This is a genomic window from Arminella tubonensis, from assembly GCF_003240585.1.
In the GTDB taxonomy this organism is placed as follows: Bacteria; Pseudomonadota; Alphaproteobacteria; order Rhizobiales; family Rhizobiaceae; genus Rhizobium; species Rhizobium tubonense.
The window spans coordinates 76694-102388 of the sequence record NZ_PCDP01000059.1; the positions used below are offsets into that span (position 1 = coordinate 76694).

The following is a 25695-nucleotide window of genomic DNA, read 5'->3' on the forward strand; positions in this document are numbered from 1 at the left end:
GCACCTCATGCACAACTATCTCGATTTCGAAAAACCAATCTCGGATCTCGAGGGCAAGATTCACGAGTTGAAGAAGCTTGCGCTCGAAGACGAGAGCATCGACACGTCGGACGAAGTTGGCAGGCTGGAGGTTCGCGTTCGCGAGGCCATGCTCGATATCTATTCCAAGCTCAATGCCTGGCAGAAGACGCAGGTGGCGCGCCATCCGCAGCGCCCGCATTTCGTCGACTATTCCGCCGCCTTGTTCGAGGAATTCACGCCGCTCGCCGGCGATCGCAAATTCTCCGAGGACGCGGCAATCCAGGCGGGCCTCGCCCGTTTCCGCGGTCAGCCCGTCGCCGTCATCGGCCAGGAAAAAGGCAGCGATACCAAGACGCGGCTGAAGCACAATTTCGGCAGCGCCCGACCCGAAGGCTATCGCAAGGCCATCCGCGTGCTTGAAATGGCCGACCGCTTCGATCTCCCCGTCATCACGCTGATCGATACCGCAGGCGCCTATCCGGGCGTCGGCGCAGAAGAGCGTGGCCAGGCCGAGGCTATCGCCCGCTCCACCGAAATGTGCCTCAATCTGAGGGTGCCGATCATATCCGTCGTCGTCGGCGAAGGCGGATCAGGCGGCGCGATCGCGATCGCAACCGGCAATCGCGTCTATATGCTCGAGCATTCGATCTATAGCGTCATTTCTCCGGAAGGGGCTGCCTCCATTCTCTGGCGCGATCCCACCCGCGCCAAGGAAGCCGCGACCAACATGAAGATCACAGCAGAGGACCTGAAGTCTCTCGGCGTCATCGACGGCATTATTCCCGAACCATTGGGCGGCGCACATCGCGATCCCAGTAGCGTCATAGCCGCGACCGGCGACGTCATCGCCAATGCCTTAGGCGAGTTCTCCGGCCGCTCGCGCGACCAGATCCGCAGTGATCGCCGTCAGAAATACCTCGCCATTGGTCGCAATCTCTAGCTGATGGTTTAAGTTCGAAAAGAGCACTTTTTCACGATCCGAGGTCGAAGCAATCGACATTGAGGCCAAACCTTGGCCACAATGATGTTATCCAAGGGCTTTGTGACAAAGAAATGCTTGCGGCCTGGCCGCGAGCACGACATAGGCTGGTAAGGAATTATTCAGTATAATTCGCCTATGATTCTGCTTCGTTCGATCAGGTCACGATGAGGGTTTCGTGGCCACGTTTCTAGTCTGTGGGCCCAGTCGCAATGCGCTTCCGTCACCTTGCCTATGTAACGCTGATGGCGCTGGCCCTTGCCGGCTGCAATGACACGCTTGATTCAGCGACGTCTGTCGACCTGTCGTCGGTCAAGAACAAGGTGGAACAACCGCTTCCCGACCATATCCTGGCCGACATGTCCAAGAGGGGCATGGACCGCAATTCGCCGATCATGATCCGCATCCTCAAGGAAGAGGGCGTGATGGAGATCTGGAAGGCAAAGACCAACAATCGCTTCGACAAGATCGCTGAATACAAGATTTGCGCATGGTCGGGGCGTCTCGGCCCGAAGGTAAAAGAAGGTGACAGGCAGGCGCCGGAAGGTTTCTATAATCTCAGCCCCGCCAATCTCAACCCGAATTCCAAATACTATCTCGCTATCAACACCGGCTTCCCGAACCGCTACGACGCAGCAAATGGCCGCAGCGGTGCAAACCTCATGATCCATGGCGCCTGCTCGTCATCAGGCTGCTATTCGATGACCGACCAGCAGGTTCTCGAAATCTATGCCTTCGCCCGCGACGCCTTCAAGGGCGGCCAGAAGTCCATCGAGCTGGAAGCGTTCCCCTTTCGCATGACGGCGGAAAACATGGTCCGCCATCGTCTCAGCCCGAATTACGATTTCTGGAAGATGCTGAAGGTCGGCTACGACAATTTCGAAGTGACCAAGCGCCCGCCGGAAGTCGAGGTCTGCGAAAAGAAATACGTCTTCAACCAGCAGTCCGACGGACCGTTCAGCCCGGCCGGAAAATGCCCTGCCATGTCCACGCCGCCGGCCCTGACCGTGGCTCTGGCCGCCTACGACAAGGACTATCAGGCCGACTACGACAGGGCGATGAAGAAATACAGCGACGTCGCCTGGTACGATCCGACCGAGGCGGAACGCAAGGCCATCGTTGCAAAGCAACGCGCCGGCCACGATCTTGCCTATGCACCGACAGGCAGCGCCCTTGCCGCCGGCAAGATGATGAAGGTCACGGAACTCGAGACGCTGATGGCGCGGCAATCGAACCTGCCGACGACGTCGCCGACCGCGATGGCGGGCATGACCGGCAGCATCCGCACGACGACAGGCAACATCGGCGCGCAGACGGCAGGTCCTGCTGCGGGCGACGCGCCGACGCTGGCCGCGGCCGCAATCCCAGCAAACGTGCCCGTGCCGACGGAAAATCCGCTTGCCTACGCGCAGGCGCCTGTTGAAACCGCGCAGAACCTGCCCCCGAAGAAGCCGCCATTCTGGAAATTCTGGGCCAAGGAATAATGGCCCGGCTTGACGCTGAAGTCTTCGACTTGCGAGGACTGAAATGTCCCCTCCCCGTTCTCAAGACTAAAAAACGCCTCGCGTCGCTGCAGAAGGGCGAAACGCTGACTGTAGAGACCAGCGATCCGCTCGCGGTGATCGACATTCCGCATTTGTGTCGGGAAGACCAGCACGAATTGCTTGAGAGCGCGAAAACCGAAACCGGTCACCGCTTCATAATCCGCAAAGGCTGATCGCGGTCAGAGACGCATCCCGGGCTGCGTCAGAGACGCATGCCGGGAATGGCGAGCGGATTGTTTTCGAGCGCCGCCCTGTCGGGCGTATCGACCCGCGGCTTGCCGAGGAAGGCGTCGAACAGATCCTTCACGAAGCTTTCCTGCAGGTCCTTTGTGATGATGACCATTCGCGTTCGTCGATCGGAAGGGTCAGGCCAGGCCGGCAAGCGCACCGGCGCGTGGAAGATATTCTGCACACCATGCAGCACCACGGGCCGATCCGGCTTATCGGAGAGCGCGACGATCGCCTTCATGCGCAGCAGCTGCTCGCCATGTGCCGAGCGCAGCAGGTCGATGAACATTTCCAACGCCATCGGATCTATCGGCTGGCTCTCGACGATCGAGAACGAGCGAATGGACCCGTCATGCCGGTTGACGTCGTGTGCGTTCTGGTTGTGATGGTGGTCGTCATGTTCGTGGTCATGATGACCGTGGTGATGGCCGTGATCATGCGCATCGAGCGCCATCTCGTCGTGCAACCAGCGACCGACATCCGCGATTTTCGACGCCGGATCGTAAAGTCCGTTGACCAGGATCGACGCCCTTCCGGCCTCGGTTGCGCCGGCATCCAGTATGGGCGCACGCGGATTGAGCGATCTTAGCCGCGCCTCAAGCTCGGCGAGAGGCACGGCGCCATCCATTTCCGACTTCGAAACGATCAGCCGGTCGGCGACTGCCACCTGCTTGCGCGCTTCTTCGTGATTGTCGAGCGTCTGCAGTCCGTTGACCGCATCGACCACCGTCACCATGCCGTCGAGATCGAAGTTGGTGGCGATGATTGGGTTGCCCATGATCGCCTGCATGACCGGCGCCGGGTCTGCAAGTCCCGTCGTCTCGATGACAACGCGCTTCAATGGCCGGATACGGCCAGTCTGCATATTGTCCATCAGCATCGCCAGCGTATCGACCAGCTCGCCGCGCACCGTGCAGCAAAGGCATCCGTCCGAAAGTTCGATAATCGAATCGCCCGAGCTCTCCACCAGAAGATGATCGATGCCGACATCACCGAACTCGTTGATGATCACAGCCGCATCGCGCATGTCTGGATCCTTGAGAATCCGGTTCAAAAGCGTCGACTTGCCCGCTCCGAGGAAGCCGGTCAGGATCGTGACCGGAACCTTTTCCAGCATCTTGCTCATGGCTTTTGATCCGATCAATAGGTCGGGCGAGGGAGCGGGATCGGCACGTCGACGACGTCCCCCGATGCGGCAGGCGCGTTGCCAGCGGTGGCTGCAGTTGCGTTGCCGCCGGTGGCTGCCAGTTTGTCGCCGCCCGCAGGTGCCGCATTCTGGCCGCCGATCAGCGTGGCATAGACGAAATTCGGCGTATGCGTCATCTCGTGAATATAGGGGGACAGCACCTTCATTCGACCGGTTTCGTCGCGCGTTTCGCTGCGCGCATGCGCGCCCTTGGCGCTGCAAATGTCGGCGGTGATGTCCGCAACCTGATCCTGGCCGGGGCCGTAGGGTCTCAGGGTCTGCAAGGTGTCATTGCCGGGGAATTGCGATGTAAATCCCTTTTCCAGCAGGTTGGCGCTATCGTCTGCACGTGCCGCGAGACTGTCGGTGCCGAGGTAGACCGAAATCAGCGTCCGGCCGTTTCGGGTGGCGGATGCGATCTGGTTGAACCCGGAAGCACAGATGAAGCCGGTCTTCATGCCGTCGGCGCCGTCGAAGCGGCCGATCAGCAGATTGATGTTCGGGACTTCCTTGACGCCGTTGGTGAAGCCTTCCAGCGCAAAATAGCTGGCATATTGCGGAAACTCGCGGCGCAGCGCCACCGCGACGACGGCAAGATCATGCGCAGTCGTATACTGGCCCTTGCCGGGCAAACCATTGGGATTGATGAAATGCGACGACGTCATGCCGAGCCGGGCGGCTTCCGAATTCATCCGCGCCACGAAGCCCTGCTCCGAACCGCCGACCGTTTCGGCGATCGCCATGGCAAGATCGTTGGCGGATTTAACCAGCATCATCTTCAGAGCATTGTCGAGCGTCAATTTCTGTCCCGGCTTGAAGCCCATTTTTGCCGGCGGCTGCGCGGAGGAATGCTTGGTCATCACCACAGGCGTGTCGAGCGAAACCTGACCCGCCTGGATCGCTCGGAATGTCGTATAGACCGTCATCAGCTTGGTCAGCGACGCGGGGTACCACTTGCGGAATGCTTCCTCATGCTCAAGGACGCGCCCCGTACTGACATCGACCAGGATATGCGGATTGGCCATTGCCACCGGCGCCACCGACAGGAAAAGCGCGGATGCTACAGCGGCAAGAGGGATGAGCCGCAAGGCGACTAACATACGATTCTGCTTCGTTGGCACGGTCTGTCCTTCAATGTCCGGATTTTTCTCGAAAGCCGCACTTATTTAACCTATATGGCTATGAGATGGCAAAGGCGAACGGCCAGTTTATTTCAAAAGACATCACAGACTTGTGATGAGCGGTCGCCTGAGCCCAGACGAATATTGAGCAGCAGGAAAGTCCAGCATGCCTATTTTGAACAGAGCCGCGGAACTGCAGGATGAAGTGACCGAGTGGCGCCGCTTTATCCATGCGCGGCCGGAATTGATGTTTGCGGTGGAAAACACCGCCGCTTTCGTTGCGGCCAAGCTTCAGGAATTCGGCGTTGACGAGGTCGTGACAGGCATCGGCCGCACCGGCGTGGTCGGCCTGATCCGCGGCAAGGGCGACGGCCGCACCGTCGGCCTGCGCGCCGATATGGATGCGTTGCCGATGACCGAAATTTCCGGCAAGCCATGGGCTTCGACCACGCCGGGCAAGATGCACGCCTGCGGCCATGACGGGCATACGGCTATGCTGCTTGGGGCCGCGAAATACCTGGCGGAAACCCGCAATTTCAATGGAAATATCGCGGTGATCTTCCAGCCCGCCGAAGAGGGCGGCGGCGGCGGCAACGTCATGGTCAAGGATGGCATGATGGAACGTTTCGCCATCGAGGAGGTCTACGGCATGCACAATCTGCCGGGACTGCCGGTCGGCCATTTCGCCATCCGTAAGGGCGCCATCATGGCAGCGACCGACGAATTCAGCGTGACGATCAAGGGCAAGGGTGGCCACGCAGCGCAGCCGCACAAGACCATCGACCCGATCGCGATCGGCGCGCAGATAGTGTCCAATCTCCAGCTCATTGCCTCGCGAACCGTCGATCCACTGCGCTCAGTGGTCGTGTCGGTCACGAAGTTCAACGCTGGCTTCGCTCACAATGTCATCCCCGACGAGGCTGCTCTTGCCGGGACCGTGCGTACGCTGGACCCGGAAGTTCGCGATCTCGCCGAACAGCGCCTGCGTCAGATCGTCAACGGCATCGCGGCAACACACGGAGCGGAGGCCGATATCCACTACCACCGCAACTACCCCGTCACCTTCAATCACGCCACCGAGACCGACCACGCAGCCGCTGCCGCACGTGACATCGCCGGCGCGGCGAACGTCAACGCCGAAATCGACCCGATGATGGGCGGCGAAGACTTTTCCTACATGCTGAACGCCCGGCCAGGCGCCTTCATCTTCGTTGGCAACGGAGATACTGCGGGCCTTCACAACGCCGCCTACGACTTCAACGACGAGGTCATCGCCCACGGCATCTCCTATTGGGTCCGCCTCGCCGAACAACGCCTCGACGCCTGAACAAAAGACGCCCAAGCCTTCCCAAGCCTTATTGTCATCGCCACGCAAAAAGGCTTGGCTTCAAGGCCCTGCTTTTGTATGGATGCTGTCAAGTGGTCTCGTAGCTCAGCAGGATAGAGCACCAGATTCCTAATCTGGGGGTCACGCGTTCGAATCGCGTCGAGATCACCATCAACCACCCCAATAGAAACAATCGTTAGTCGATCGATCTGCTGCTGCACGATCCGATGGCGTTCCCATTCGTCTGTTCGTGTGCCGTATTCGGAGGGCGCCTTGAGAGACTGCGCTTCGTCACTGCCCACCGAAACCGTTGCCGAACGAAAGCATGGCGAGGAAGGTCAGGTCGCCACTGGAACAGATTCTGGCATAGAGGAGATCGAGCAGGGTCATGGAGACGCCGATGCCGGAGGCTGCAAGGACTCGGACCGAAAAGCGCCGCTTCAGGCTTGCGCCATCTCTTCGAGGCGATCGCGCATCTCCGGTGTACACAAGGTTCGGCAGAACGATCCATTCGCCGGCTTCAAGACACCCGACATCAAGACGCCCGTTGCCATCCCGACTGGCTAGACCGGCAAATCGATATCGATGACCAGCGGCATCGATTGCGACGTCGCGAATAGGTTGGCTGGCAAGATAGCCGATAACCGCGCCCTCATATCGAGGCCTGTCGAGTACAAAATATTCAAAGGGTAGATTTCGGCTCACCATGGGAGGCAAATTTCCGTCTGACGAGTTCACGCCCGCTACGAGCGAGCAAATACTGTTCTAGCTGGGGGAGTTCTTTGACGACGCGCCGACAGTCCGTCGATAGCGACATAGGGTCGTGTTCAATCGCGGGACGTGTGGACATCGATATTCATGCGCTCCAAGCTCTGTATCTCGTCAGCAGCCTCACCGATCTCCTGACGAAGATCATCGGAGGTGCAGTCGGAACGCTCTTCGGCTAGTTGGGCTGGAGCAACCTCAAGCCAATTTGGCTTTGCGCCAGACCTCTTGATCCGACGAGACAATTTGATTTCTACCAGGAATGGCTTCGTCTGGGGCTTCATGAAAATCCTCTCTCGCCACGTTCGCCTCACCTGCGTGAGCCTTGTGGCTCGCGTCGTTGGCATCAGCTGCGAACGTCAAGCCCGACCTGATTTATGCTTGAGCACGTAGGATTTCCATTGCGAGAACCTCGAGATTTCATAAGAATCTCATAAGCAAGAGAGGCTCTTGGCGTGAGGTGCCGCAACTTTATTAGTTCGTTCCCGAACCAAAACCTCAATTCCAGGAAGTGCCGGCCCCGTTGAAGTACAGATGACGCACCTCGATAGGATACGGACTGATGGCACGCGATGCCACTCAAAGCGATATGCCCGCGCCTGTGATTACAGGCGCGGGCATCTTCGATGCTTCAGCTCCAAGCGTGAAGCGGCGGTTTTTCGCCATTGAGAAAATACTTGCCGAGAATGGCATATTTCCACCGCACCGGATCGTGAAGCGTGTGGGTTCGCGCATTGCGCCAGTGGCGGTCGAGCCCGTGTTCGGCAAGGGTGGAACGTGTCCCCGCGAGCTCGAACAATTTGTTCGTCGCGGCGATGGCGATTTCCGTCGACAGGATTTTGGCTTCGGCGGTGACAATCTGCGCTTCGGCCACGGTCTCCGCCGTCGGGTCGATCACGGCCCGGTCGATGGCACGCCCCGCCTTTTCCAATAGCGCCTGCGCCGCGTGCAGACGGAGCGTCAGGTCGCCGATCGCCTGGATGGTATAGGGATCGTCCCATGCATTTTCGACTCCGCTATCGACCCAGGCGCGGCTCTTCGTGCGAACAAAATTCACCGTTTCGTCTATCGCCGCCTGAGCGATGCCGGTGTCGACCGCGACCTGGATGATCTGGAAAATCGCGCCGTCGGCAGTGGGCACCTCATAGCCTTTGTAGCCAGGCACCAGATGGCTCTTCGGAACTTTCACATTGTCGAGCAGCACCGTTCCGGACAAAGTCGTGCGCTGGCCGAAAGACGACCAGTCGTCGATGACAGTCAGGCCCGGCGCATCACGCTCGGCAATCGCATACCAGGCACGACCCTGGTCATCAAGCGCCACGATCGGCACCAGATGGGCGAGCAACGCGCCGGACGAATAGAATTTCTGCCCGCTGACGACGACGTGGTCGCCACCATCTGTAAACCGGGTTTCGAAGTCCACAGCGCGCTTCGATCCGAATTCCGAGAAGGCGTTGCCGAAACGCGTGCCCTTCAGCACCTCGCCAAACAGCAGTTTTTGCTGGTCTTCGTCCGAGACGGTGCGGATGGCCGCGACGACGCCGAGGTGGTTCTGCGCGATCTGCCCGATCGAAGAGTCGGCAGCCGAGATGATTTCGATCACCTTGGCAAGCGTCACATAGGAGAGATCAGGGCCACCAAACGCCTTGGGAACATTGATCGACCACAATCCGCTTTGGGAGAAGGCGTCCAGCTCGGCGACAGGCCAGATGCGCTCCCTGTCGCGCCGGGCAGAGTCCTTGACGAACTCGGCGGCCAGTGCCTTGGCAATTGTGATCGCCTCCGCGTCATCCTTGATGATGTGCGCAGCTACATTTGGCCGCGGAAATGCCGGCACCGCCTTCGCGGCATTGTCGGTGTTGACGGGCGATAGGGTCACTAGGCGTCTCCTTGTTGATGGCTGAGTTGATGGTTGGCCATGGGTATTCAAACAGCCGTTGCGGGTTGGGCTGGAACGCTGCGCGCACCAGGGATGGTCTTTTGTCCGAGATAGAAGGCTCTCACATCGTCCCGTTCACCGAGCTCAGCCGCCTGGCCGGAAAGAACCGTGATGCCGTTCTCCAGGATTGTTGCGCGATCGGCATATTTCAGGGCGATGGCGGCGTTCTGTTCGGCGACCAGGATCGACAAGCCCGTTTCCCGGTTCAGCCTGCGCAAAGTCTTGAAGATGTCTTGGACCACCAATGGCGCAAGCCCCATCGACGGCTCGTCGAGCACAAGCAGCCGTGGACGTGACATCAGCGCCCGGCCGATCGCCGTCATCTGCTGTTCACCGCCGGATGTCAGGCCCGAAAGCGCCCGCCGTTTTTCCCTGAGGTGCGGAAAATGCGCGTAGACCTTGTCCAGGTCCTCGGCAAGTTCCGCTCGGCTGCTGCCTCGGCCCAGCCCTCCGGAAATCAGGTTTTCCTCCACCGACAGGCTCGGGAAGCAATGCCTGCCTTCGAGCACCTGCACGAGCCCGGCGCGCACGAGGTCGGATGCCGCAGACTTTCTGACGTCGACGCCCTCGAAGAGGATGCTGCCAGCGGTGATCTGTCCCCGCTGGGCTGGCAGCAGGTTTGAAATCGCCTTCAATGTCGTCGATTTGCCGGCGCCATTTGCCCCGAGTAGCGCAACGATCTCGCCGCGCTTGAGCATCAGGTTGACGCCATGCAGCGCCGAAACCGCATGATTGTAGGTCGCCTTCAGATCAGTGACCGCGAGGATGACGTCATCGTTGCTCATGCTACTTCCCATCGGGTTCGAGGATTGCGGCTATCAAAAGAGCCGGACGGGAGGAGCCCGTCCGGCCTGAATGCAGGCCGCAGCGACTAGTTCGTCGCGTTCCGAGAATCCGCTGCCGTTCGCAAGGTGATCCCCTTTTCCTTGGCATAGGCTTCCGACGACTTCTCGATGATGGGCCGCAGCAAGGCCCAATCCGGCGCGATCCAGTCGGAGACCACGTTCCACTTCTTGCCGTCCCATTGCTGGAAGGTGACGTAGCCATTGCCCTCGTGATTGTCCCAGGTGACGTCGATCGAGTGGAACAGATCCTTGGCGCCCAGGGCCTCGACGCGGGCGGGGTCAAGCTGCAGATGCTCGAAGCCCCAGCGCACCTCGTCTCCGGTCAGCGTGCGGTTACCGAATTTCGCCTGGGCAATCCGGATGGCTTCGACATTGAGGATGCCGTTGACGATACCGAGGTTGTGATAGACGGAGCCGATGCGGCCCTTGTCCTGCAGGTTGCCCTTGCCGTTGTCGTAGAGGGTTTTGACGATCTCCTTGACGACAGGGTATTCGGCGCCCGATGCCTGCGTGGTGATCGCGGTGTAGCCCTTGGCGGCCTCACCGGCCGGGATGACGTCTTCTTCCGAGTTCGACCAGACGTTGCCGACGATGTGGTCAACCGGGAAGCCGACCTTTGCCGCTGTCTTGAGCGCGACGGGGTTCATCACACCCCAACCGCGGAGCACGACATAGTCCGGCTTTGCGCGGCGTATCGTCAGCCACTGCGACTGTTGCTCGTTGCCGGGATGAGGCACCTCGATCTGCTGCAGATCGAAGCCGTACTTCTTTGCAAGCAGCTCATAGATCGGGATGGTTTCCTTGCCATAGGGCGAGCCATGATAGAGCACGACGATCTTCTTGCCCTTGAGGTTCTCAGGTCCACCGAGCTTGGAGGCGATGTAGTTCACGATGCCCGAGCTCTCGCTGTACGGGTTGAGCAGCAACGGAAAGACATAGGGGAAAACGCGGCCGTCGGTGGAATCGGTGCGACCATGGTTGATGGTGATGAGCGGGACTTTGTCCTTCGTCACGCGGTCGATCATCGCATAGGCGATACCGACGGAAAGTGGATTCCAGGCCGCCGCGTTCGGGTGGCTTTTCTGGCGTTCATAGCATTCGACGCCGCGCTCCACCTCGTACTGCGTCTCGCACTCGTCCCACGTCAATTTGACGCCGTTCACGCCGCCGTCGCGCGTGTTGATGAGATTGAGATAATCGATGAAGCCTCCGAAAAATCCGGTTCCGCCGGCCGCGTACGGTCCAACCCGGTAGCTCTGCAGAGGAAAATACTGCTCGTCGGCATGGGCGGCCGGGAGCCCCATCGCCATTGCGATGCCTGTCGCCATCGCTGCCAGTTTGAGTTTGTTGAAGATCGTCATTTTGGACACACCTCTGGTATGGACCGGTGAGGCACCGGTCTTTGGTTGAGTTTGAAAGTTGAGTTCGTCTTGTGCGGATGCCGATAGAGCTGGCAGTCACAATCGCCTGAAAACTGCGCCGATACGCGCTCGGCTCCTGTCGCCTAGCGCCACCAGGCCATCCGGCTCGAGAATGAGGAACAGGATGATCAGGGCGCCGAGGATGACGCGCTGGCTCATGTCGAGCACACCTGAATCAAAGATATCGCCGAGCAGGAAGGATCCTATCCGCGACAGGATCAGCGGAAAGACCACGATCAATGCGGCTCCATAGAACGCGCCGCGGATCGAAGCCAAGCCTCCGATGATGATGATGAAGAGGATTTGAAACGAGCGGTCGAGATCGAAGCCGGCCGGTTCGACGGTTCTCAGATAGGTGAAGGCCCAGAGCACGCCGGCGATGCCGATGATGAACGACGAGATTGAAAAGGCGAGCAGCTTCGTCTTCAGGACCGGGACGCCGATGATCCTGGCGGCGGTCTCGTTATCGCGCACGGCAATGAAGTTTCGCCCGGTCTGCGATCCGACCAGCCGAAGTGTAAGAGAGGTCACGACAACGACGACTGTCAGAGCAAAGAGGTATCGACCGATGGGGCCGTTGAAAGAAACCCCGGCGATAGACAGAGCCGGTGCGTCGATAACACCGGAGGCGGAATCGTTCGAGAACCAGCTGAATTTCGTCAGGGCCCACTGCACGAAAAACTGCGCCGCAAGGGTCGATACGGCAAGATAGAAGCCTTTGAGACGGAGGCTCGGAAGGCCGAAGACGATACCGATGAGGGCGGCAGCCGAACCGGCAAGCAGGATCGTGACGATTAGCGGCAGGCCTGCAATCCGCAGGTTGAAATTATAGGCGGCGAAGGCGCCGACGGCCATGAATGCGGCACTTCCGAGCGACACCTGTCCGGCATATCCGGTCAGAATGTTCAGCCCCAGGGCGGCAAGGCTCAAGGCCAGGAACGGCAGGAGGATTGCCTCGAACAGATAGTTGGTTCCGATGAAAGGCACGCCCAGATAGGCGACGGCGAGCAGGATTGCCGGTGCGATCCAGGTCGGAAAGCGTTGAAGCGTCGGGAGATTGGCGGCAATGGCGGACATGGCTCAGACCCTCTCCACAAGCTTCTGGCCGAAGAGGCCCGAGGGGCGAATGAGGAGAAACGCCAGCGCAATGACATAGGCGAACCAGCTTTCGATGCCGCCGCCGAAGTATTCGCCCACATAAACCTCGGCAAGCTTCTCCGCGGCCCCGATCAGCAGGCCGCCAAGAATCGCGCCAGGGATCGAGTCGAAGCCACCGAGAACCAGTACGGGCAGGGCTTTGAGCACCACCAGCGATAATGAGAATTGCACGCCGAGCCGAGCGCCCCAGAGCAAACCGGCAACAAGCGCGATCAGACCGGCGGTAGCCCAGACCGTCGCCCAGATCCACGGCAACTTCAAGCCGACGGCCAAGGCTGCGAACTGATCGTCAGCAACCGCCCGGAACGCAAGACCGATCCGGGTGTAGCGGAAGAAGAGAGAAAGCGCGACGACCATGCCGGCAGCGACGACGGCTGCGAAGATATCGAACTGGCTGATCATGACGCCGCCCAGTTCGAATGGAACATCCTCGATGCCGAGGTCAAGACCATGGACCTGCGTGCCCCAGATCAGCTGTGCAGCGCCTTCAAGGATATAGGACAACCCAAGGGTCGCCATGAAGAGCGTGATCGGCGGCTTGTTCGTGAGCGGTCGCAGGACAACGCGTTCGATCGCTATCCCGATCAGCACCATGATCGCGAAGGTCACTGCGAAAGCCAGCCAAAAGGGAAGCCCGCGCTCGACCAGACTGACGAAGGTCAGCGCCGCAAACAGCAGCATCGCGCCCTGCGCGAAGTTCAAGACGCCCGATGTCTTGTAGATCAGCACGAAACCGATCGCGACGAGTGAATACATCACGCCCGACAGGAGGCCACCGATCAGGACCTCCAGAAAGAACTGCCAGTCGAAATCAGCCATCAGATCCCCTCCCCCTCTTCGTTTTCGGGGGCGATGCCGAGATAGGCATCGATGACGCGCTGGTTGGAGCGGACATCCCTAGGCGTCCCGTCGGCGATCTTGCGCCCATAGTCGAGGACAGCGATGCGATCGGACAGTTCCATGACGACGCCGATGTCATGCTCGATCAAAATGACGGTCGACCCGTATTCGTCGCGTGCGGCGCGAACGAAGCCCGACATCTCGCCCTTTTCCGTTGCCGTCATCCCGGCCATCGGCTCATCCAGAAGCAGGATGGCCGGCTCGGCAACCAGTGCCCGGGCAAGCTCGACGCGCTTCTGCAGCCCGTAGGGCAGGGTTGCGACCAAACGATCTCGCAGATCTGAGAGGTGGAGAAAATCGAGGGTCCGCATAGCCCTCTCCCTGCCGTCAGCTTCCTCGCGACGCGCGCGGCCAAGGCCGAGGATCTGCTCGACGAAGCCGGAGCGGGTGGCATGGGCTAGGCCGGACGTGACGTTGTCCAAAACGCTCAATCCCTTGAAGAGGGCAAGGTTCTGAAAGGTCCTGGCGACGCCGAGCTGCGCCAGTTTCTGGGTTGGAACCTGGCGATAGACCACCCCGCCAATATCGACATGGCCGCGATCGGCACGGTAGACACCGCTGATCACGTTGAGCAGCGAACTCTTGCCGGCTCCGTTCGGGCCGATGATGGCACGTATTTCTCCGGGCTGGACCGATAGATCGATCTCCGTCAGCGCCGTGACGCCTCCGAAAGAGAGGCTGATACCATGCAGCTCTAACCTTCCTCTCCCGTGCTCTCCGGCAACCGGACCAGCCGGCTGCGGAGCCGCCTCGATACTCCTGGCATGCTCGAAGCCGTCAGGCGGAAGCGAGGATGCTATGCGCTCGTCCAGTGCGTAAGTCGTTGCATGCATTTCGTGCTCTTCCGTTGATGTTCCAGGCCCGGTAGCAGGGCGCACAAAATCGTTCGCGGATCGCCTGTGATCCGCGTTCTCCCGGACCCACCAGCCGGCGAGCCCTTTGACATGCCAGCGTCGGCTATTCGGCGGCGATCGCCTGGGTGCTGGCCGCTTGCTCCAGCTCACGCACCAGCGGAATGACATGCTTGCCGAAATATTCGACTTCTTCCTGGAAATGGAGGAAGCCGAGAAGGATCAGGTCGGCGCCGGCGCGTTTCAGATCGACGATACGCTCGGCCACCTGCTGCGGCGTTCCGATCAGGTTGGAGCGGAACCCGTCATTATACTGGACAAGATCTTCGAACGACGATTTCGCCCAGTTGCCCTCACCTTCGGGAGAAGCCTTGCCGGCGTTCTTCACCTCATGACCGAATGCATTGACCGCATCCGGGTTTGCCTTTTCGATGATCTCGGCAAGAACGGCCTTGGCCTCTTCTTCCGTTTCTCGAACGATCGCGAATGCGTTCACGCCGACGCGCACCGAATGCCCGTTGGCCTCCGCTTTCCCCTGGATGTCGTTCACCTGCTTGCGGATTTCCTCCGGCGTGTTGCCGTTGGTGAAATACCAGTCCGACACCCGGGACGCCATATCGCGCGCCGCGCGCGATGAACCGCCCTGGAAGATCTCTGGCTGCGGATCGAGGGGCTTCGGCTTCAGCGAATAGTCACTGAAGCGATAGAAGTCGCCTCGGAAGGTGAAGCTGTCTTGGGTCCATATTCCACGAAGCGCCCGGATGAACTCCTCGGAACGACGGTAGCGCTCGTCATGATCGAGCCAATGCTCGCCGATCGCGTGGAATTCGCCGCGGAACCAGCCGCTGACCACGTTGACGGCGACGCGGCCGTTGGTCAGATGATTGATTGTCGCGATCTGCTTGGCAGCCAGCGCCGGGTTCCATGGGCCGGGCAGCAGTGCCGCGATGACCTTCAGCGTCGTCGTGGATTCAAGCAGCGCGTGGCTGAACGCAACCGACTCATGCTGGAATTCGGCCCCATACCCCGCCGTGAAACGGATCTGGCTCAACGCATATTCGAAGCCGCTTGCCTCGGCGATCTGGGCAAGTTTGCGGTTATATTCAATCGTCCAGCTTGTCCGCTGCTCGATATTCGAAATTACCAGACCGCCCGAAACATTGGGCACCCAGTAGGCAAATTTTACCGGATCTCTGTCGATATGCGACATTGTCGTCTCCCTCTTCAATATCTATGCGTGCTGCTTGAGGCGCGCCGGTTCCGTTGTAGCGACGATAGGCCTGAGCAACGGTGTTATGGATGCGAGTTCGAGGAGCGCCCGGTCTATCCGATTGGACACCACGTCGCTTGCCAGCTGGTAGCCGGTGAAATCGCTCTCGGTCGCGTAGATCGCAGTCGGAATTGTGATCGCGTTGAAGAAGCCGAAGAGCGGGCGGAATTGATGCTCCGTCATCAGGCCGTGCAGCGGCGTCCCGCCGGTCGCGACAAGGATGACACGCTTTCCGGCCAATGCCCGGTAGTCGACAAGGTCGAAGAGATGCTTCAAGGCGCCGGTATACGACGCCCGGTAGACCGGCGAGCCAACCACCAGGATATCGGCGGCCTCAACGGCGTCGACAATCGTCCGCCCGGCCCCGTCAAGCTGATCGGCACGCAATGCCTTGAACAGAACCGGAGCCGCATCGACCAGTTCGATGAAATCCGCCTCGACAGTAAAGCGCTCGCTAAGCCGCTCCACGAGCACCGATACCAGTGCTGCGGTTCGCGACGGGCGTTTGACATTGCCGGAGAGGGCAAGGACTTTCATGATAGGGCATATCCAATTTCATTTGTGACGATACCCTATAGATTTTATCAATTTCTAGAAACAAACCCATTCCAATATAGGGCCCGTCCGGAGTTTCCTGACCGGTGGTTTTGCGATTAATCTAGGAAAAATAATTCGCCGGCACGCGAAATCGTCAGTTGGGCAAATTCAGGGGCATGTCGATTTTCGCTGTGGCTTTGCCGCTTGATGATGACGATACCCTGTTGGGAAATGGCCGATCGCTATGTCGAAGCGGACCACAAACGATGTCCGGCCTCCTGCCCGATGCCACGCCTTAACGACGCCCGGTTAACTCGACGGGCGCTTTGCTCTCATCCAGACCCTGTTCAAAAAGGCCGATCTCACCGCGAGCCGTCATCGATCCGTAGTTCGCCACGATACTCGATGCCCGATTGCCGCCGACAACATAGTCCAACCGCTTCATCGGCATTCCGTAGAGTTCGGAGAGCCTCCCCTCGGTGCACATCTCTCCTACGGTCCCTTCCTCGCAACGTCCGGAACCGTGTAGAAGCACGGCGCGGTCGGCGATCTCCAGGGCGTGGGTCGGGTCATGGGTTGTCATGACGACCGTCAGGCCCCGTGAAGCCGATAGCTGGCGAAGCATCGCAAGCATGACGGCCTGGTTGCGAAAATCGAGCGCGGACGCGGGCTCATCGAGCAATAGCAGATCAGCTTCGGAGGCTAGCGCACGCGCAATCAGGACAAGCTGCCGTTCGCCGCCGGAGAGCGTGCTGATCGGCCGCTCCGCAAGAGCCGCCCCGCCAACCAGTTCGAGTGCCTCTGCGGCGCGGGCCCGATCCTCTTCTGTCGGGTTGGAGAAAAGCCCGACATGGCGCGCGCGTCCCATCAACACGACCTCATGGGCGGAATAACTGAAGGGCGTCACGAACTGCTGCGGGACATAACCAATTGCACCGGAATACCGGATCGTCCCCTGCGTCGGCGCGATGAGATTGGCCATGCATTTGAGCAGCGTCGTCTTGCCTCGTCCATTTTGGCCGAGCAGGACTACGATCTGACCTTTTGCTATCGAGAAGGACAGGTTCTCGAACAGCCATGCCCCCTTGGCGCTATGACGAAATCCAACCGACCTCGCCTCGATCATCATTGCCATCCCTCACTCAGAGTACGGCGCAGGATAACCATGAAGACCGGCGCACCCACGATCGCAGTCAGGACGCCGAGCGGGATTTCGGCGGCAATCAGCGAACGGGCCATGGTATCGACCAGGAGCATGAAGCTTGCCCCCAGCAGCGCCGCTGCCGGCAGCAGCCGCCGATGATCCGGGCCTACGAGGACACGGGCGAAATGCGGCACGACTAGCCCTACCCATCCGATGATCCCCGAATTGGCAACGCTGGCGGCTGTAATTCCAGTCACGCAGGCGAGCGCCAGCCATCGCGTCGGCTCGACTTTCAGGCCGAGCGCCTGCGCCTCTTCATCGCCAAGCGAGAGGATGTTGATGCGGAAACGCATGAGCAGAAGCGGAACGGCAAACAGCGATATGATCGGCAACATGTAGAACGCGCGCCCAGGCGTGGCGCTGGCAAAGGAACCCATCAGCCAGAAGACGATGGCGGGTAGAGTGTCGTTGGGATCGGCGAAATAGGTCGCGAGCGACACCAGCGCCGAAAAGAGCGCGGAGATCACCACGCCGGAAAGGACCAGCATAAGTATGGAGGAACGGCCCGCCCTCCTGCTCATGACGACCACCAGGAACAGCGCTGAGAGGCCGCAAGCAAAGGCCATCGACCATAGGGCCACGGCACCAAGGCCGAGCAGGATCGCCAGGACACCCCCAAAGGCAGCCCCGGAGGATACGCCGATGACATGAGGATCGACCAGGGGATTACGGAAGACGCCCTGCAATACCGCGCCCGACAGTGCCAATCCGGCGCCGACAAATCCACCAATCAGCATACGCGGGACGCGCACCAGCTCGACGACGCGCCACACGGGTTCCGCCACCGCCGCACGACCAGGCCCGACGCCAAACCAGCTCGCCACAAGCGTCATCAGGTCATTCAGTCCAACGGCGTACCGCCCGAGCGTCAGCGACGCGACGATCGCCACCAGCAGCAAGACGACCAGAGCCGCCATCGCAAGACCTTGCTTTCGCTGGAGCCGCTCTCGGGCGATGGGCAAGACAGCTTCGGCGTCTTCCGCTGACATCGATGACATCAGGATGCCCCGTCAAGGGCACCGGCCGCGTTGCCGGCGTCGCCCTCGGGTTCATGGGAGAAAACCAACGCATACAGAATGTCATGGAACAGGTTCGGCTGATGGCGAGGGTCCGAACAGAATTGCTCGATATGATCGCCATTGTGCACGAACACCTTGCCGCCGCCCGGCATGCGCCAGACCCAGTCCACCGGTCCTTCATCGATCGCGCCGTTCGGCGTCGATCCACCGATCAGACATAGTTTCTGCGCCCCTGCCGGCGCATCCGTGTAGCCGCGCGCGTACTGGCCGAGAATGCCTTCGTGTCGATGGAACGTCTCGAAATCCATGCGACCGAAATAGGCTCCCGGTTCGGCAGGCCGAACCATCCAGTTTGTGAAGGGTCGGGGGCTGACGGCTTTGAACGTCGACAGGCAAGGCAGCCAGGGTATGATGATATGGCCGTTGATCAGGAAATGCCCGCCGGCTGCAAGATAGTCGGTGAGCTTCCGCTCGATCGACTTCATGAAAATCTGATCGTGCATGCCCGACACGAAGAGCACATCGACATCTGAAAGGTCGGCCGTCTGCAGATCGTAAATGTCGTGGGCGCTGTATCGCCAGTCCTGCGGCACCAGACCACCCATCCGGTCGATATTGTAGCTCCGCGTGGAGCGAACATAGAGGAGATGTGGGCGATTTCCGCCCCGGAACCCAGCCTTGCCTTCAATCACGACCCTGCACCTCCGCCTTGAGCCACGGATAGAAGCCATTGAGAAAGCGCGTCGTTGCCGGCATGAAGCGGCGTCCATGATGCGTATGGGGATCGATCGTCGATGCGATCAGCCGGCCGCCGCCGGCAAGCGGCTGATCATACATGAGGCACCCTTCGTCGTTGTCGAGGTTCAGGATCGGCGTCGCCCCCTCGGCAAAGCGGAAGGCACCGAAGAAATGCCAGCACATATCGGCAAGCGGTATGGCCTTCGCCATCGAATGGCGCGGCTCGGGTTGATAGGCCTCCATGCGGCCGCTCGGCCGCATCCACCATTTCCAGTCTTCCGTCTCGCGCGAGAACCACTGGACCGAGACGACATCGAGCCATTCGTCCATCCGGTTCGGCTCGAAGACAATCAGAAACCCGCCCTGAGCAAGATAGTCGTTGAGCTGGCGTGCATGCCGTTGCAACAGCGCCTGATTGGAAAAGTCGGGGACAACGATCGCCTTGAAACCGGTCAAATCAACGTTTCCGAGCATAGGCAGGTATATCTCCTCGTCGAGATACGCCTTGAAGTCCTGGTAGCATTGCAAATGCGCGCCGTCGCTCGAGGTGACGAAACCGATATCCTTCACGTCGCTGCCCCCTTGGCCTGCTACTGGGTCACGCCGAAAGTCTTGGCATAGCCGGCACTTTGGCCGTTCCAGTCCATTTGCATAAGCCGGTCGATTTGCGTCGCGGTGAGGTCTTTGCCGTAAAGCCGCTTGAACCCATCCGATACCGTCGACCGCATGTCCGCGTGGAAAAGGTCGGGATAGCCGATTTCTGCAAACCAGAGATAGGCAAGCTCTCCGCCGGCTGCCGTCGCAGGGTCGATGGCTGGCGTCTTGTAGACACGGCCGTTCTTGACTGCGTCGAGCCCGGCGAGAACCGGATGCTTGAAGATGTCTGCCGGCTTGATCGTATCGTTGTAGTAATTGACGAAGACGATGTCGGGATTCCACTGCAGCAAGGATTCCGCACCAACCTTGACCGATCCCTCGGTAAAGCCAGCTTCCGTGGCGACATTCGATAGGCCGGACGTGGTAAAATAGGCCTCCTCGCGACCGAACACGACAAATTCATTGTCGTTCATGCTGTCGATGAACACGATGCGGGGCTTCGGTCGTCCTGCCTCCTTCAGTACTTTTGAGATATCGGCGACGGTTTTGTCGTCCCAATCCAGAAATGACTGCGCGCGATCTTCCTTGCCGAGTATCTGGCCGAGCATTGCGACGTAGCCCCGGCGCGTTTCCCGCGAATCCGTGCTGACCGTCGCCACCTTGATGCCGCTATTTTCCATTGGGGCAACGCGCTGGTCGCCCTTCGCCTGCCATTGCACGACGATATCGGGCGAGGCTTTCAGGATTTCCTCGACGTTGGGCACGAAGTTCGGCGCGACCAGGTCGGTTCGGATATTGGCAATTTCCGGAAAAAGCTGCCCAATCACGCCGTTCATGAGTGCTGCCTGCGCGCGCGGATTGATCGCGGCAAGCCGGCTGGTGCCGCCATCAATGGCAATCATCGCCTCCGGAATGGGCAGAGGAAAAATAGCAACCTTGTTGACCGGTCGCACGATCTGGATGTCCTTGCCGCGGGAATCCTTGACAGAAATCTCGTCGGCAGCAGCGATACCAATTGAAAATGCGGCAGCAAGGCCGACTGAAATCACAGAAATTAGAGAATATGAATATGGCAGTCTCGTCATGAGGTATCTCCGGACCCTAAGCGGTGGAGCTCCCTCATATAAATCATGACAGCAGCAGTCAAGTATTTAGGCCAGCGCCCATTGATAAGCGACCAACGCATGTGCCGTTCACATCGGTCGTTCTGCAATTTGATATAAACCCGTCGAAGCGGATACATGCATAGAGGGAGATTAAGTGGCCGTACGCTGCAGTTGCAAACGCGTGATGCGGTCGGGGGAACGGCCCGGTCTCTTCAGTGACCGGTCGGAGCATTTGCAATCAAAATGCGGACTGGCAAGCCAAATTGATCGTATGATACGGTAACCTACTTCATGGAAAGGGACTTTTCGGCAAGGGTGCGTTCTATGAAGCTGCGACTGACCACCACGACACGCCACCGGCAGGAAGGCGATACGGCATGCGAAAAATGCGGTCATCGACAACGGCGCTCCTCGCAGTTGCACTTGTTGCAGCATCCTGCGCCGGCCATCCGAAAGGCGTCCTCACTCCCATTGCCGCTTCCGCCCAATCGCCGACGGCATCCAAGGTCGACATGCTCGTCGCCACCAGTCGACTTCCATCCGACAATCCCGCCACGCTCTTTGGTGGCGAGCGCAGCCCCAAGCCCTCGTTGACCAATATCACGATCTCGATCCCTGCCGACTCCGCGCGCAAGGCAGGCGACGTCCAATGGCCCAGGCACCTGCCGCCCAATCCGAAGACCGATTTCGCCGTCACCTCCGTCAAGCCGATGACCACCGTCCAGCAGGGTTTCGCCTGGTTCAAGCAGCACGACAACGGCGGCCATGCGCTGGTCTTCGTGCATGGGTTCAACAACACCTATGAAGATGCAGTCTTCAGATATGCCCAGATCGTCCACGATTCCGGCGCGCAGGTAGCGCCGATCATGTTCACCTGGCCGTCGCGAGCAAGGCTTCGTGACTATGTGTATGACAAGGAGAGCACCAACTACTCCCGGACGGCTTTCGAAAACACGTTGCGCTACCTCTCCAAGGATCCCGACGTCAAGGATATCACCGTCCTCGCCCATTCCATGGGGACATGGCTGGCAATGGAATCGCTGCGGCAGATGGCGATCCGTGACGGCCGGGTTGACGCCAAGATCAACAACGTCATCCTCGCCTCACCCGATATCGACGTCGACGTCTTCGCTCGCCAGTTTACCGAGCTGGGCGACCACCGTCCGAAGTTCACGATCTTCGTCTCGCAGGACGACCGCGCGCTTGCCGCGTCCCGAATGATTTCCGGAGATGTCATGAGAGTGGGAGCGATCAACCCGGCAGCCGAGCCTTACAAGTCCAAATTGGAACGCGCGGGGATCACCGTGATCGACCTCACGAAGGTGAAGACCGACGACAGCATGCGCCACGGCAAGTTCGCCGAAAGCCCTGAGATCGTGCAACTGATCGGCCAACGCCTGGTAAAGGGCCAGACACTGACCGGAACCGAAGTCGGCGCGCTTCAGGGCGTGACCGCCGTCATTGCAGGAACGGCCAACTCGATCAACAATGCGGCAGCGAAAGTGATCACCGCTCCAGCCGATGCAATGGCCAAAGAACGGCATCCTCCGGAGGAGCAGAAGCTCGACGGCATCCTGAAGAGCGGCGCATCGCCTTCGCCCCTGACCAACTAATTCATGTCGGCCGAAACGGTGTAGCGCATCTCTGAGGAATAGGTGCTCTTAGTTGTCGAACGGGTAGATCTTCTTCCAGTCCGATTTCATGTCGACCACCAGCCAGTTTCTAAGCGCTGCCTCGTCGAGCGCCTTGTCGAGCTTTCCGAAGCTCGATTTACGATCATAGGCATATTCGCGGGCCGCGTCGGTATGGTGCACGATCATCGCGAAATGCGGGCTGTTGCCACCCATGACCCAGCGCAGCATCTCGTAGTCGCCATCGGAATTCCCCGCGACGAAAATCGGACGCCGACCGATGACCTGGTTGATGCCGACAGGCTTGCCCGGGCCGTCGTTGATGAAGTTGATTTTGCCTTGTCGCATCAGCACCGGCACATCACCCTGAAGGGCGTATTTGGTGACAGCGGTGCTGCCGATCACCTGCTCGGGCGGAATGCCGTACATCTTCTCGGTCATGGGCCGCATGAATTCGACGCCGCCGCCTGAGACGATATATGTCTTGAAGCCATTGGCACGCAGATAGTTGAGAAGCTCGACCATCGGCTGGAAAGTCATTTCATTGTAGGGCCGATGTGTCTTCGGGTGCTGCGCCGTCGCAAACCAATCGGTGACGATCTTCTCGAACTCGGCTGTCGTCATGCCGGAGTGGGTTGCCGCCACCATATCGACCAGGCCTTTTTCTCCCGACTTGGCAAGACCCGCCATATCGCCCTTGAGAACCGATTTGAATGGCTCCTGGCTCTTCCACTCCGGGTGGGCAGGAGCAAGCGTCTTTACGCGATCGAAGGTAAAGCCCAGCTGGAAATAGAACGGCTGCTCCGACCAGAGCGTGCCGTCATTGTCGAAAACGGCAACGCGGTCTTCGGGCGCGACATAGCCGTCTCCGCCATGCGTCGTGACCTTGTTGACGAAAGCCACGATGTCGGATTTGGCCTTCCCGTCGTTCCAGGATGGCAGGGCTTCCTGAGCGAATGTGGCGATCGGAGCAAGAAAAATTGCCAGTAAAACGGCAAGCGCCGCAACGACCGCGGTCAAATATCCCTGCCGTCGGACCTCGTGCATGGGCAAACGCGCTTTCATGATCGCACTCCTGATGCTCAGGTTGAGAGGAAGGTAAGGTTCGTCACACACGGCCGAAACGGGTGTAGAACCTCCAAATGACCCGCTACGCGCCGGAACACACCAATAGCGTACTTTTCCGGCATATGCTCGTAACATCTCGTATGCTCTGGTGGGTAACCCGGCTTGGCCGCGCCGCCAAGAGACGTCGCCAACCTTCTTCGGGTGACGTTATCTGGGGCTCGCCACGTCGGCCCGGGCTGAGAGACCGGCTGCCGCATCCGCCGGTATTCGCAGTCCTGCCTTGCGAAGGCCCTGGATCATGCGGATCCTGTCAGCGGGCTGGCTAAAGCGCTCTTGTATTTCGGCCACGGGATCGACGAGGAATTGCGAGCCCGTTTCGACGAATTTCGCACTCTCGCGAGCAGCGTCGTCCGACATCCCGCGTTCCGCATAGATGACTGCAGCCACGAGATGGAAAAGAGGAAACTTCTGTAGATCTGCCTGCCTGATCTCGATTGTCGCGACACCGTAGTCCTGCTGCATATAGGCGCTGAGCGCAAGAATCGCATGATAATAGCCGGCACCGCCAGGGTTGCCGGAAAGGGCGGCGCGCAAAATCGAGGCGCCGCGTTCCCACTGGCCGCTCATTGCCAGTCGTGTCCCGTATTCGCCCATTAGCTCCGTGTCGTTGGGATTGGTCGCCAGCGCCTGTTCGCCAACTTGCAACGACTCCGTCAGTTGCTGGTCGAAGAACAGCGCCGTCATCAGCGCCTGAAGACCGCGCGTGTTATCAGGGTCGAGCTGAACAGCGCGCCGCGCCGCTTGCAGCGACCGCTCGAGAGCCGGAGGGGACCTGGGTCGAGCGTTGAATTTGAACCGATGCTCGTCGAGATAGACCATGGAAAGCATCGCCCAGGCGGTCGCATAGGACGGATACCGGGCAACAGCGTTTTCAAGACAATCGCGAACCGGCGCGTGCCGCTCGGCGCTCAGCTCGGCGTGATAGGTGTAGAAGCGCAGCGTACAGCCGTAGGCATCGAGGTCGTTCGGCGGTGGATTTGCTGTATCGGCCTGGAAGATGATGCCGTAAGGCTGGGCGATGGCGGTTGCAACCTTGTCGGCGACATCGGACTGAATTGCGAACAACCCGCGCAGACGCAGGTCGTCGTCATAGGTTTGCGACCACAGGATCATCCCTCTGCCCGTGTCCAGAAGCCTCGCCGTGACCCGCACCTGAAAGCCGGAAACCCGAATGCCGCCTGTCAGCAGATACCGGGCACCGACATGTTGAGCATCGGCACTGGATGGCCGGGCCTCCGAGGTTTCGCGTCCGAATACCTTTATCTCCTTGAAGCGCGGAAGGACTGTGAGAAGCTCCTCGCTCAGTCCGAGCGCATAGAGTTTGGCGTCCGATCCCTCGCCCAGATCGGCAAACGGCGCGATCACCAGCGTCGGGCCCTCCGGGAGCGCGCTGCCAGCTGTTCGTTGAAATGTGGTGGAGGAAGTCCAGGAGACAGCCCCGTAGCTGAAGGCCGCAATGCCGAGGAGAATGGCCAGGGTCGACCGGACCGACCACCTTCCAAGCCACCGGGAATCTGTCGCATCGTCCGGAGCAGACAGTTGCAACTTCGGCTCCATGCCTGCGCGATGGTCCTCCAAGGGACGGTTCCACGCAAAGGTAGGTACATAGCAGCCCTTGGGGATGTCTATCCGGACGGGATCGTCCTGGCCTGCGACCAGATAGTAGCGTTCGAGCGATCGACGCAGCCGGCCAGCTTCGATGCGCACCACCGGGTCATCCTGGGTAAAACCTTCCTCCCGCTTGAAGACCTCGATTGCGATCGAATACCCTTTGATCCGCTGGGCGCGGCCCGCAAGCACTTCGTCGACCACATAGATCAGAAAGGCCGCACCCCTGCCGACGCCGGGAAACTCCGCGCTGGTTACAATGCGCTCGAGTTGGCTGCGTATGTCGTCAGGTCCGGGAGGCGGTCGCACACATTGAAGTGGCGCCTCATGCACCACCGGCAGCAAATCCCGCATTGGTTGTCCCCACTCCCCACGAGGTATCGACAAACAAGTCGTTTATTAGCTTTGTCTACTGTAACCTACCCTGCCAAGAGTGCTACGTCCATGATTATGTACTAATAATTGCATGATCGGGCAGCATGGCAGGTGCCATGGCCCGCCAACGGAGCAGCTGGCTCATAAACAAGCGGCAACGCGATCGACGCCCTCGCCTGCGCCGAAGCGAGCGCCTG

The 25695-nt window shown here is 59.7% G+C and carries 23 protein-coding genes and 1 tRNA gene; 6 read left to right on the forward strand and 18 right to left on the reverse strand.

Annotated features, from left to right (window positions below):
- Positions 1 to 7 precede the first annotated feature (7 nt).
- The 3 genes from CPY51_RS24835 (at position 8) to CPY51_RS24845 (ending at position 2717) form a co-directional block, all read left to right on the forward strand.
- A complete protein-coding gene (locus CPY51_RS24835) occupies positions 8 to 961 on the forward strand; it encodes an acetyl-CoA carboxylase carboxyltransferase subunit alpha (protein WP_111162889.1) in 954 nt (317 codons plus the stop codon).
- A 251-nt stretch (positions 962 to 1212) separates the two neighbouring features.
- Positions 1213 to 2484 carry a L,D-transpeptidase family protein gene (locus CPY51_RS24840; protein ID WP_111162890.1) on the forward strand — a complete coding sequence of 424 codons (1272 nt, stop codon included), beginning with the start codon at positions 1213 to 1215 and terminating at the stop codon, positions 2482 to 2484.
- A complete protein-coding gene (locus CPY51_RS24845; RefSeq protein WP_111162891.1) occupies positions 2484 to 2717 on the forward strand; it encodes a sulfurtransferase TusA family protein in 234 nt (77 codons plus the stop codon). Before CPY51_RS24840 ends, CPY51_RS24845 begins: the two co-directional genes overlap by 1 nt.
- A 29-nt stretch (positions 2718 to 2746) precedes the next feature.
- Here the strand turns inward: CPY51_RS24845 and CPY51_RS24850 are convergent, their stop codons facing one another.
- Together CPY51_RS24850 and CPY51_RS24855 are read right to left on the reverse strand one after the other, a co-directional pair.
- Positions 2747 to 3898 (reverse strand): CobW family GTP-binding protein, encoded by a 1152-nt coding sequence (locus CPY51_RS24850; RefSeq protein WP_111162892.1) that lies wholly within the window; start codon positions 3896 to 3898, stop codon positions 2747 to 2749.
- 14 nt (positions 3899 to 3912) lie between these two features.
- Complete coding sequence (locus CPY51_RS24855) at positions 3913 to 5079, reverse strand: D-alanyl-D-alanine carboxypeptidase family protein (protein WP_111162893.1); 1167 nt, start codon at positions 5077 to 5079, stop codon at positions 3913 to 3915.
- A 166-nt stretch (positions 5080 to 5245) separates the two neighbouring features.
- Between CPY51_RS24855 and CPY51_RS24860 the strand changes: the two genes are divergently transcribed.
- Both CPY51_RS24860 and CPY51_RS24865 read left to right on the forward strand, forming a co-directional pair.
- Complete coding sequence (locus CPY51_RS24860; RefSeq protein ID WP_111162894.1) at positions 5246 to 6406, forward strand: M20 aminoacylase family protein; 1161 nt, start codon at positions 5246 to 5248, stop codon at positions 6404 to 6406.
- 94 nt (positions 6407 to 6500) lie between these two features.
- Positions 6501 to 6577, forward strand: a tRNA-Arg gene (locus CPY51_RS24865).
- Positions 6578 to 6697: 120 nt separating this feature from the next.
- Here CPY51_RS24865 and CPY51_RS32905 read toward each other — a convergent pair.
- From CPY51_RS32905 to CPY51_RS24940, 14 genes are all read right to left on the reverse strand, one after another.
- Entirely contained in the window at positions 6698 to 7114 is a 417-nt protein-coding gene (locus tag CPY51_RS32905; protein ID WP_195909619.1) for a hypothetical protein, read from the reverse strand.
- Between the two features lie 688 nt (positions 7115 to 7802).
- Positions 7803 to 9050: an SfnB family sulfur acquisition oxidoreductase gene (locus tag CPY51_RS24880; protein WP_111162896.1), complete on the reverse strand. Its 1248-nt coding sequence runs from the start codon at positions 9048 to 9050 to the stop codon at positions 7803 to 7805.
- A gap of 47 nt (positions 9051 to 9097) precedes the next feature.
- Positions 9098 to 9895, reverse strand: coding sequence for an ABC transporter ATP-binding protein (locus CPY51_RS24885; protein ID WP_111162897.1), 798 nt, complete (start codon positions 9893 to 9895; stop codon positions 9098 to 9100).
- Between the two features lie 86 nt (positions 9896 to 9981).
- The gene (locus CPY51_RS24890; RefSeq protein ID WP_111162898.1) at positions 9982 to 11316 is read right to left on the reverse strand and encodes an ABC transporter substrate-binding protein; all 1335 of its coding nucleotides are present in this window, start codon (positions 11314 to 11316) and stop codon (positions 9982 to 9984) included.
- 96 nt (positions 11317 to 11412) lie between these two features.
- Positions 11413 to 12453, reverse strand: coding sequence for a branched-chain amino acid ABC transporter permease (locus tag CPY51_RS24895; RefSeq protein WP_111162899.1), 1041 nt, complete (start codon positions 12451 to 12453; stop codon positions 11413 to 11415).
- 3 nt (positions 12454 to 12456) lie between these two features.
- Entirely contained in the window at positions 12457 to 13353 is an 897-nt protein-coding gene (locus tag CPY51_RS24900) for a branched-chain amino acid ABC transporter permease (protein WP_111162900.1), read from the reverse strand.
- Entirely contained in the window at positions 13353 to 14267 is a 915-nt protein-coding gene (locus tag CPY51_RS24905) for an ABC transporter ATP-binding protein (RefSeq protein ID WP_111162901.1), read from the reverse strand. Before CPY51_RS24905 ends, CPY51_RS24900 begins: the two co-directional genes overlap by 1 nt.
- A gap of 124 nt (positions 14268 to 14391) precedes the next feature.
- Positions 14392 to 15495, reverse strand: coding sequence for a dimethylsulfone monooxygenase SfnG (gene sfnG, locus CPY51_RS24910; protein WP_111162902.1), 1104 nt, complete (start codon positions 15493 to 15495; stop codon positions 14392 to 14394).
- Between the two features lie 21 nt (positions 15496 to 15516).
- Positions 15517 to 16092: an FMN reductase gene (gene msuE, locus CPY51_RS24915; protein WP_111162903.1), complete on the reverse strand. Its 576-nt coding sequence runs from the start codon at positions 16090 to 16092 to the stop codon at positions 15517 to 15519.
- A 295-nt stretch (positions 16093 to 16387) separates the two neighbouring features.
- Entirely contained in the window at positions 16388 to 17227 is an 840-nt protein-coding gene (locus CPY51_RS24920; protein WP_111162904.1) for an ABC transporter ATP-binding protein, read from the reverse strand.
- Positions 17218 to 18294, reverse strand: a complete 1077-nt coding sequence (locus CPY51_RS24925) for a FecCD family ABC transporter permease (RefSeq protein WP_420820735.1) — start codon at positions 18292 to 18294, stop codon at positions 17218 to 17220. The genes CPY51_RS24920 and CPY51_RS24925 overlap by 10 nt, the downstream gene beginning before the upstream one ends.
- Entirely contained in the window at positions 18294 to 19007 is a 714-nt protein-coding gene (locus CPY51_RS24930) for a hypothetical protein (RefSeq protein ID WP_111162905.1), read from the reverse strand. Before CPY51_RS24930 ends, CPY51_RS24925 begins: the two co-directional genes overlap by 1 nt.
- Entirely contained in the window at positions 19000 to 19623 is a 624-nt protein-coding gene (locus CPY51_RS24935; RefSeq protein WP_111162906.1) for a hypothetical protein, read from the reverse strand. Before CPY51_RS24935 ends, CPY51_RS24930 begins: the two co-directional genes overlap by 8 nt.
- Positions 19624 to 19643: 20 nt before the next feature.
- Positions 19644 to 20735 carry an ABC transporter substrate-binding protein gene (locus tag CPY51_RS24940; RefSeq protein ID WP_111162907.1) on the reverse strand — a complete coding sequence of 364 codons (1092 nt, stop codon included), beginning with the start codon at positions 20733 to 20735 and terminating at the stop codon, positions 19644 to 19646.
- 398 nt (positions 20736 to 21133) lie between these two features.
- Here CPY51_RS24940 and CPY51_RS24945 point away from each other — a divergent pair, with 398 nt between their 5' ends.
- Positions 21134 to 22369: an alpha/beta hydrolase gene (locus CPY51_RS24945; RefSeq protein ID WP_111162908.1), complete on the forward strand. Its 1236-nt coding sequence runs from the start codon at positions 21134 to 21136 to the stop codon at positions 22367 to 22369.
- 48 nt (positions 22370 to 22417) lie between these two features.
- On the opposite strand, the gene CPY51_RS24950 is transcribed toward CPY51_RS24945, so the two are convergent.
- On the reverse strand, positions 22418 to 23452 hold the full coding sequence (locus tag CPY51_RS24950; RefSeq protein WP_244598781.1) for an HAD family hydrolase: 1035 nt from the start codon (positions 23450 to 23452) through the stop codon (positions 22418 to 22420).
- 210 nt (positions 23453 to 23662) lie between these two features.
- Positions 23663 to 25477: an adenylate cyclase gene (locus CPY51_RS24955; protein WP_111162909.1), complete on the reverse strand. Its 1815-nt coding sequence runs from the start codon at positions 25475 to 25477 to the stop codon at positions 23663 to 23665.
- Positions 25478 to 25695: the final 218 nt, after the last annotated feature.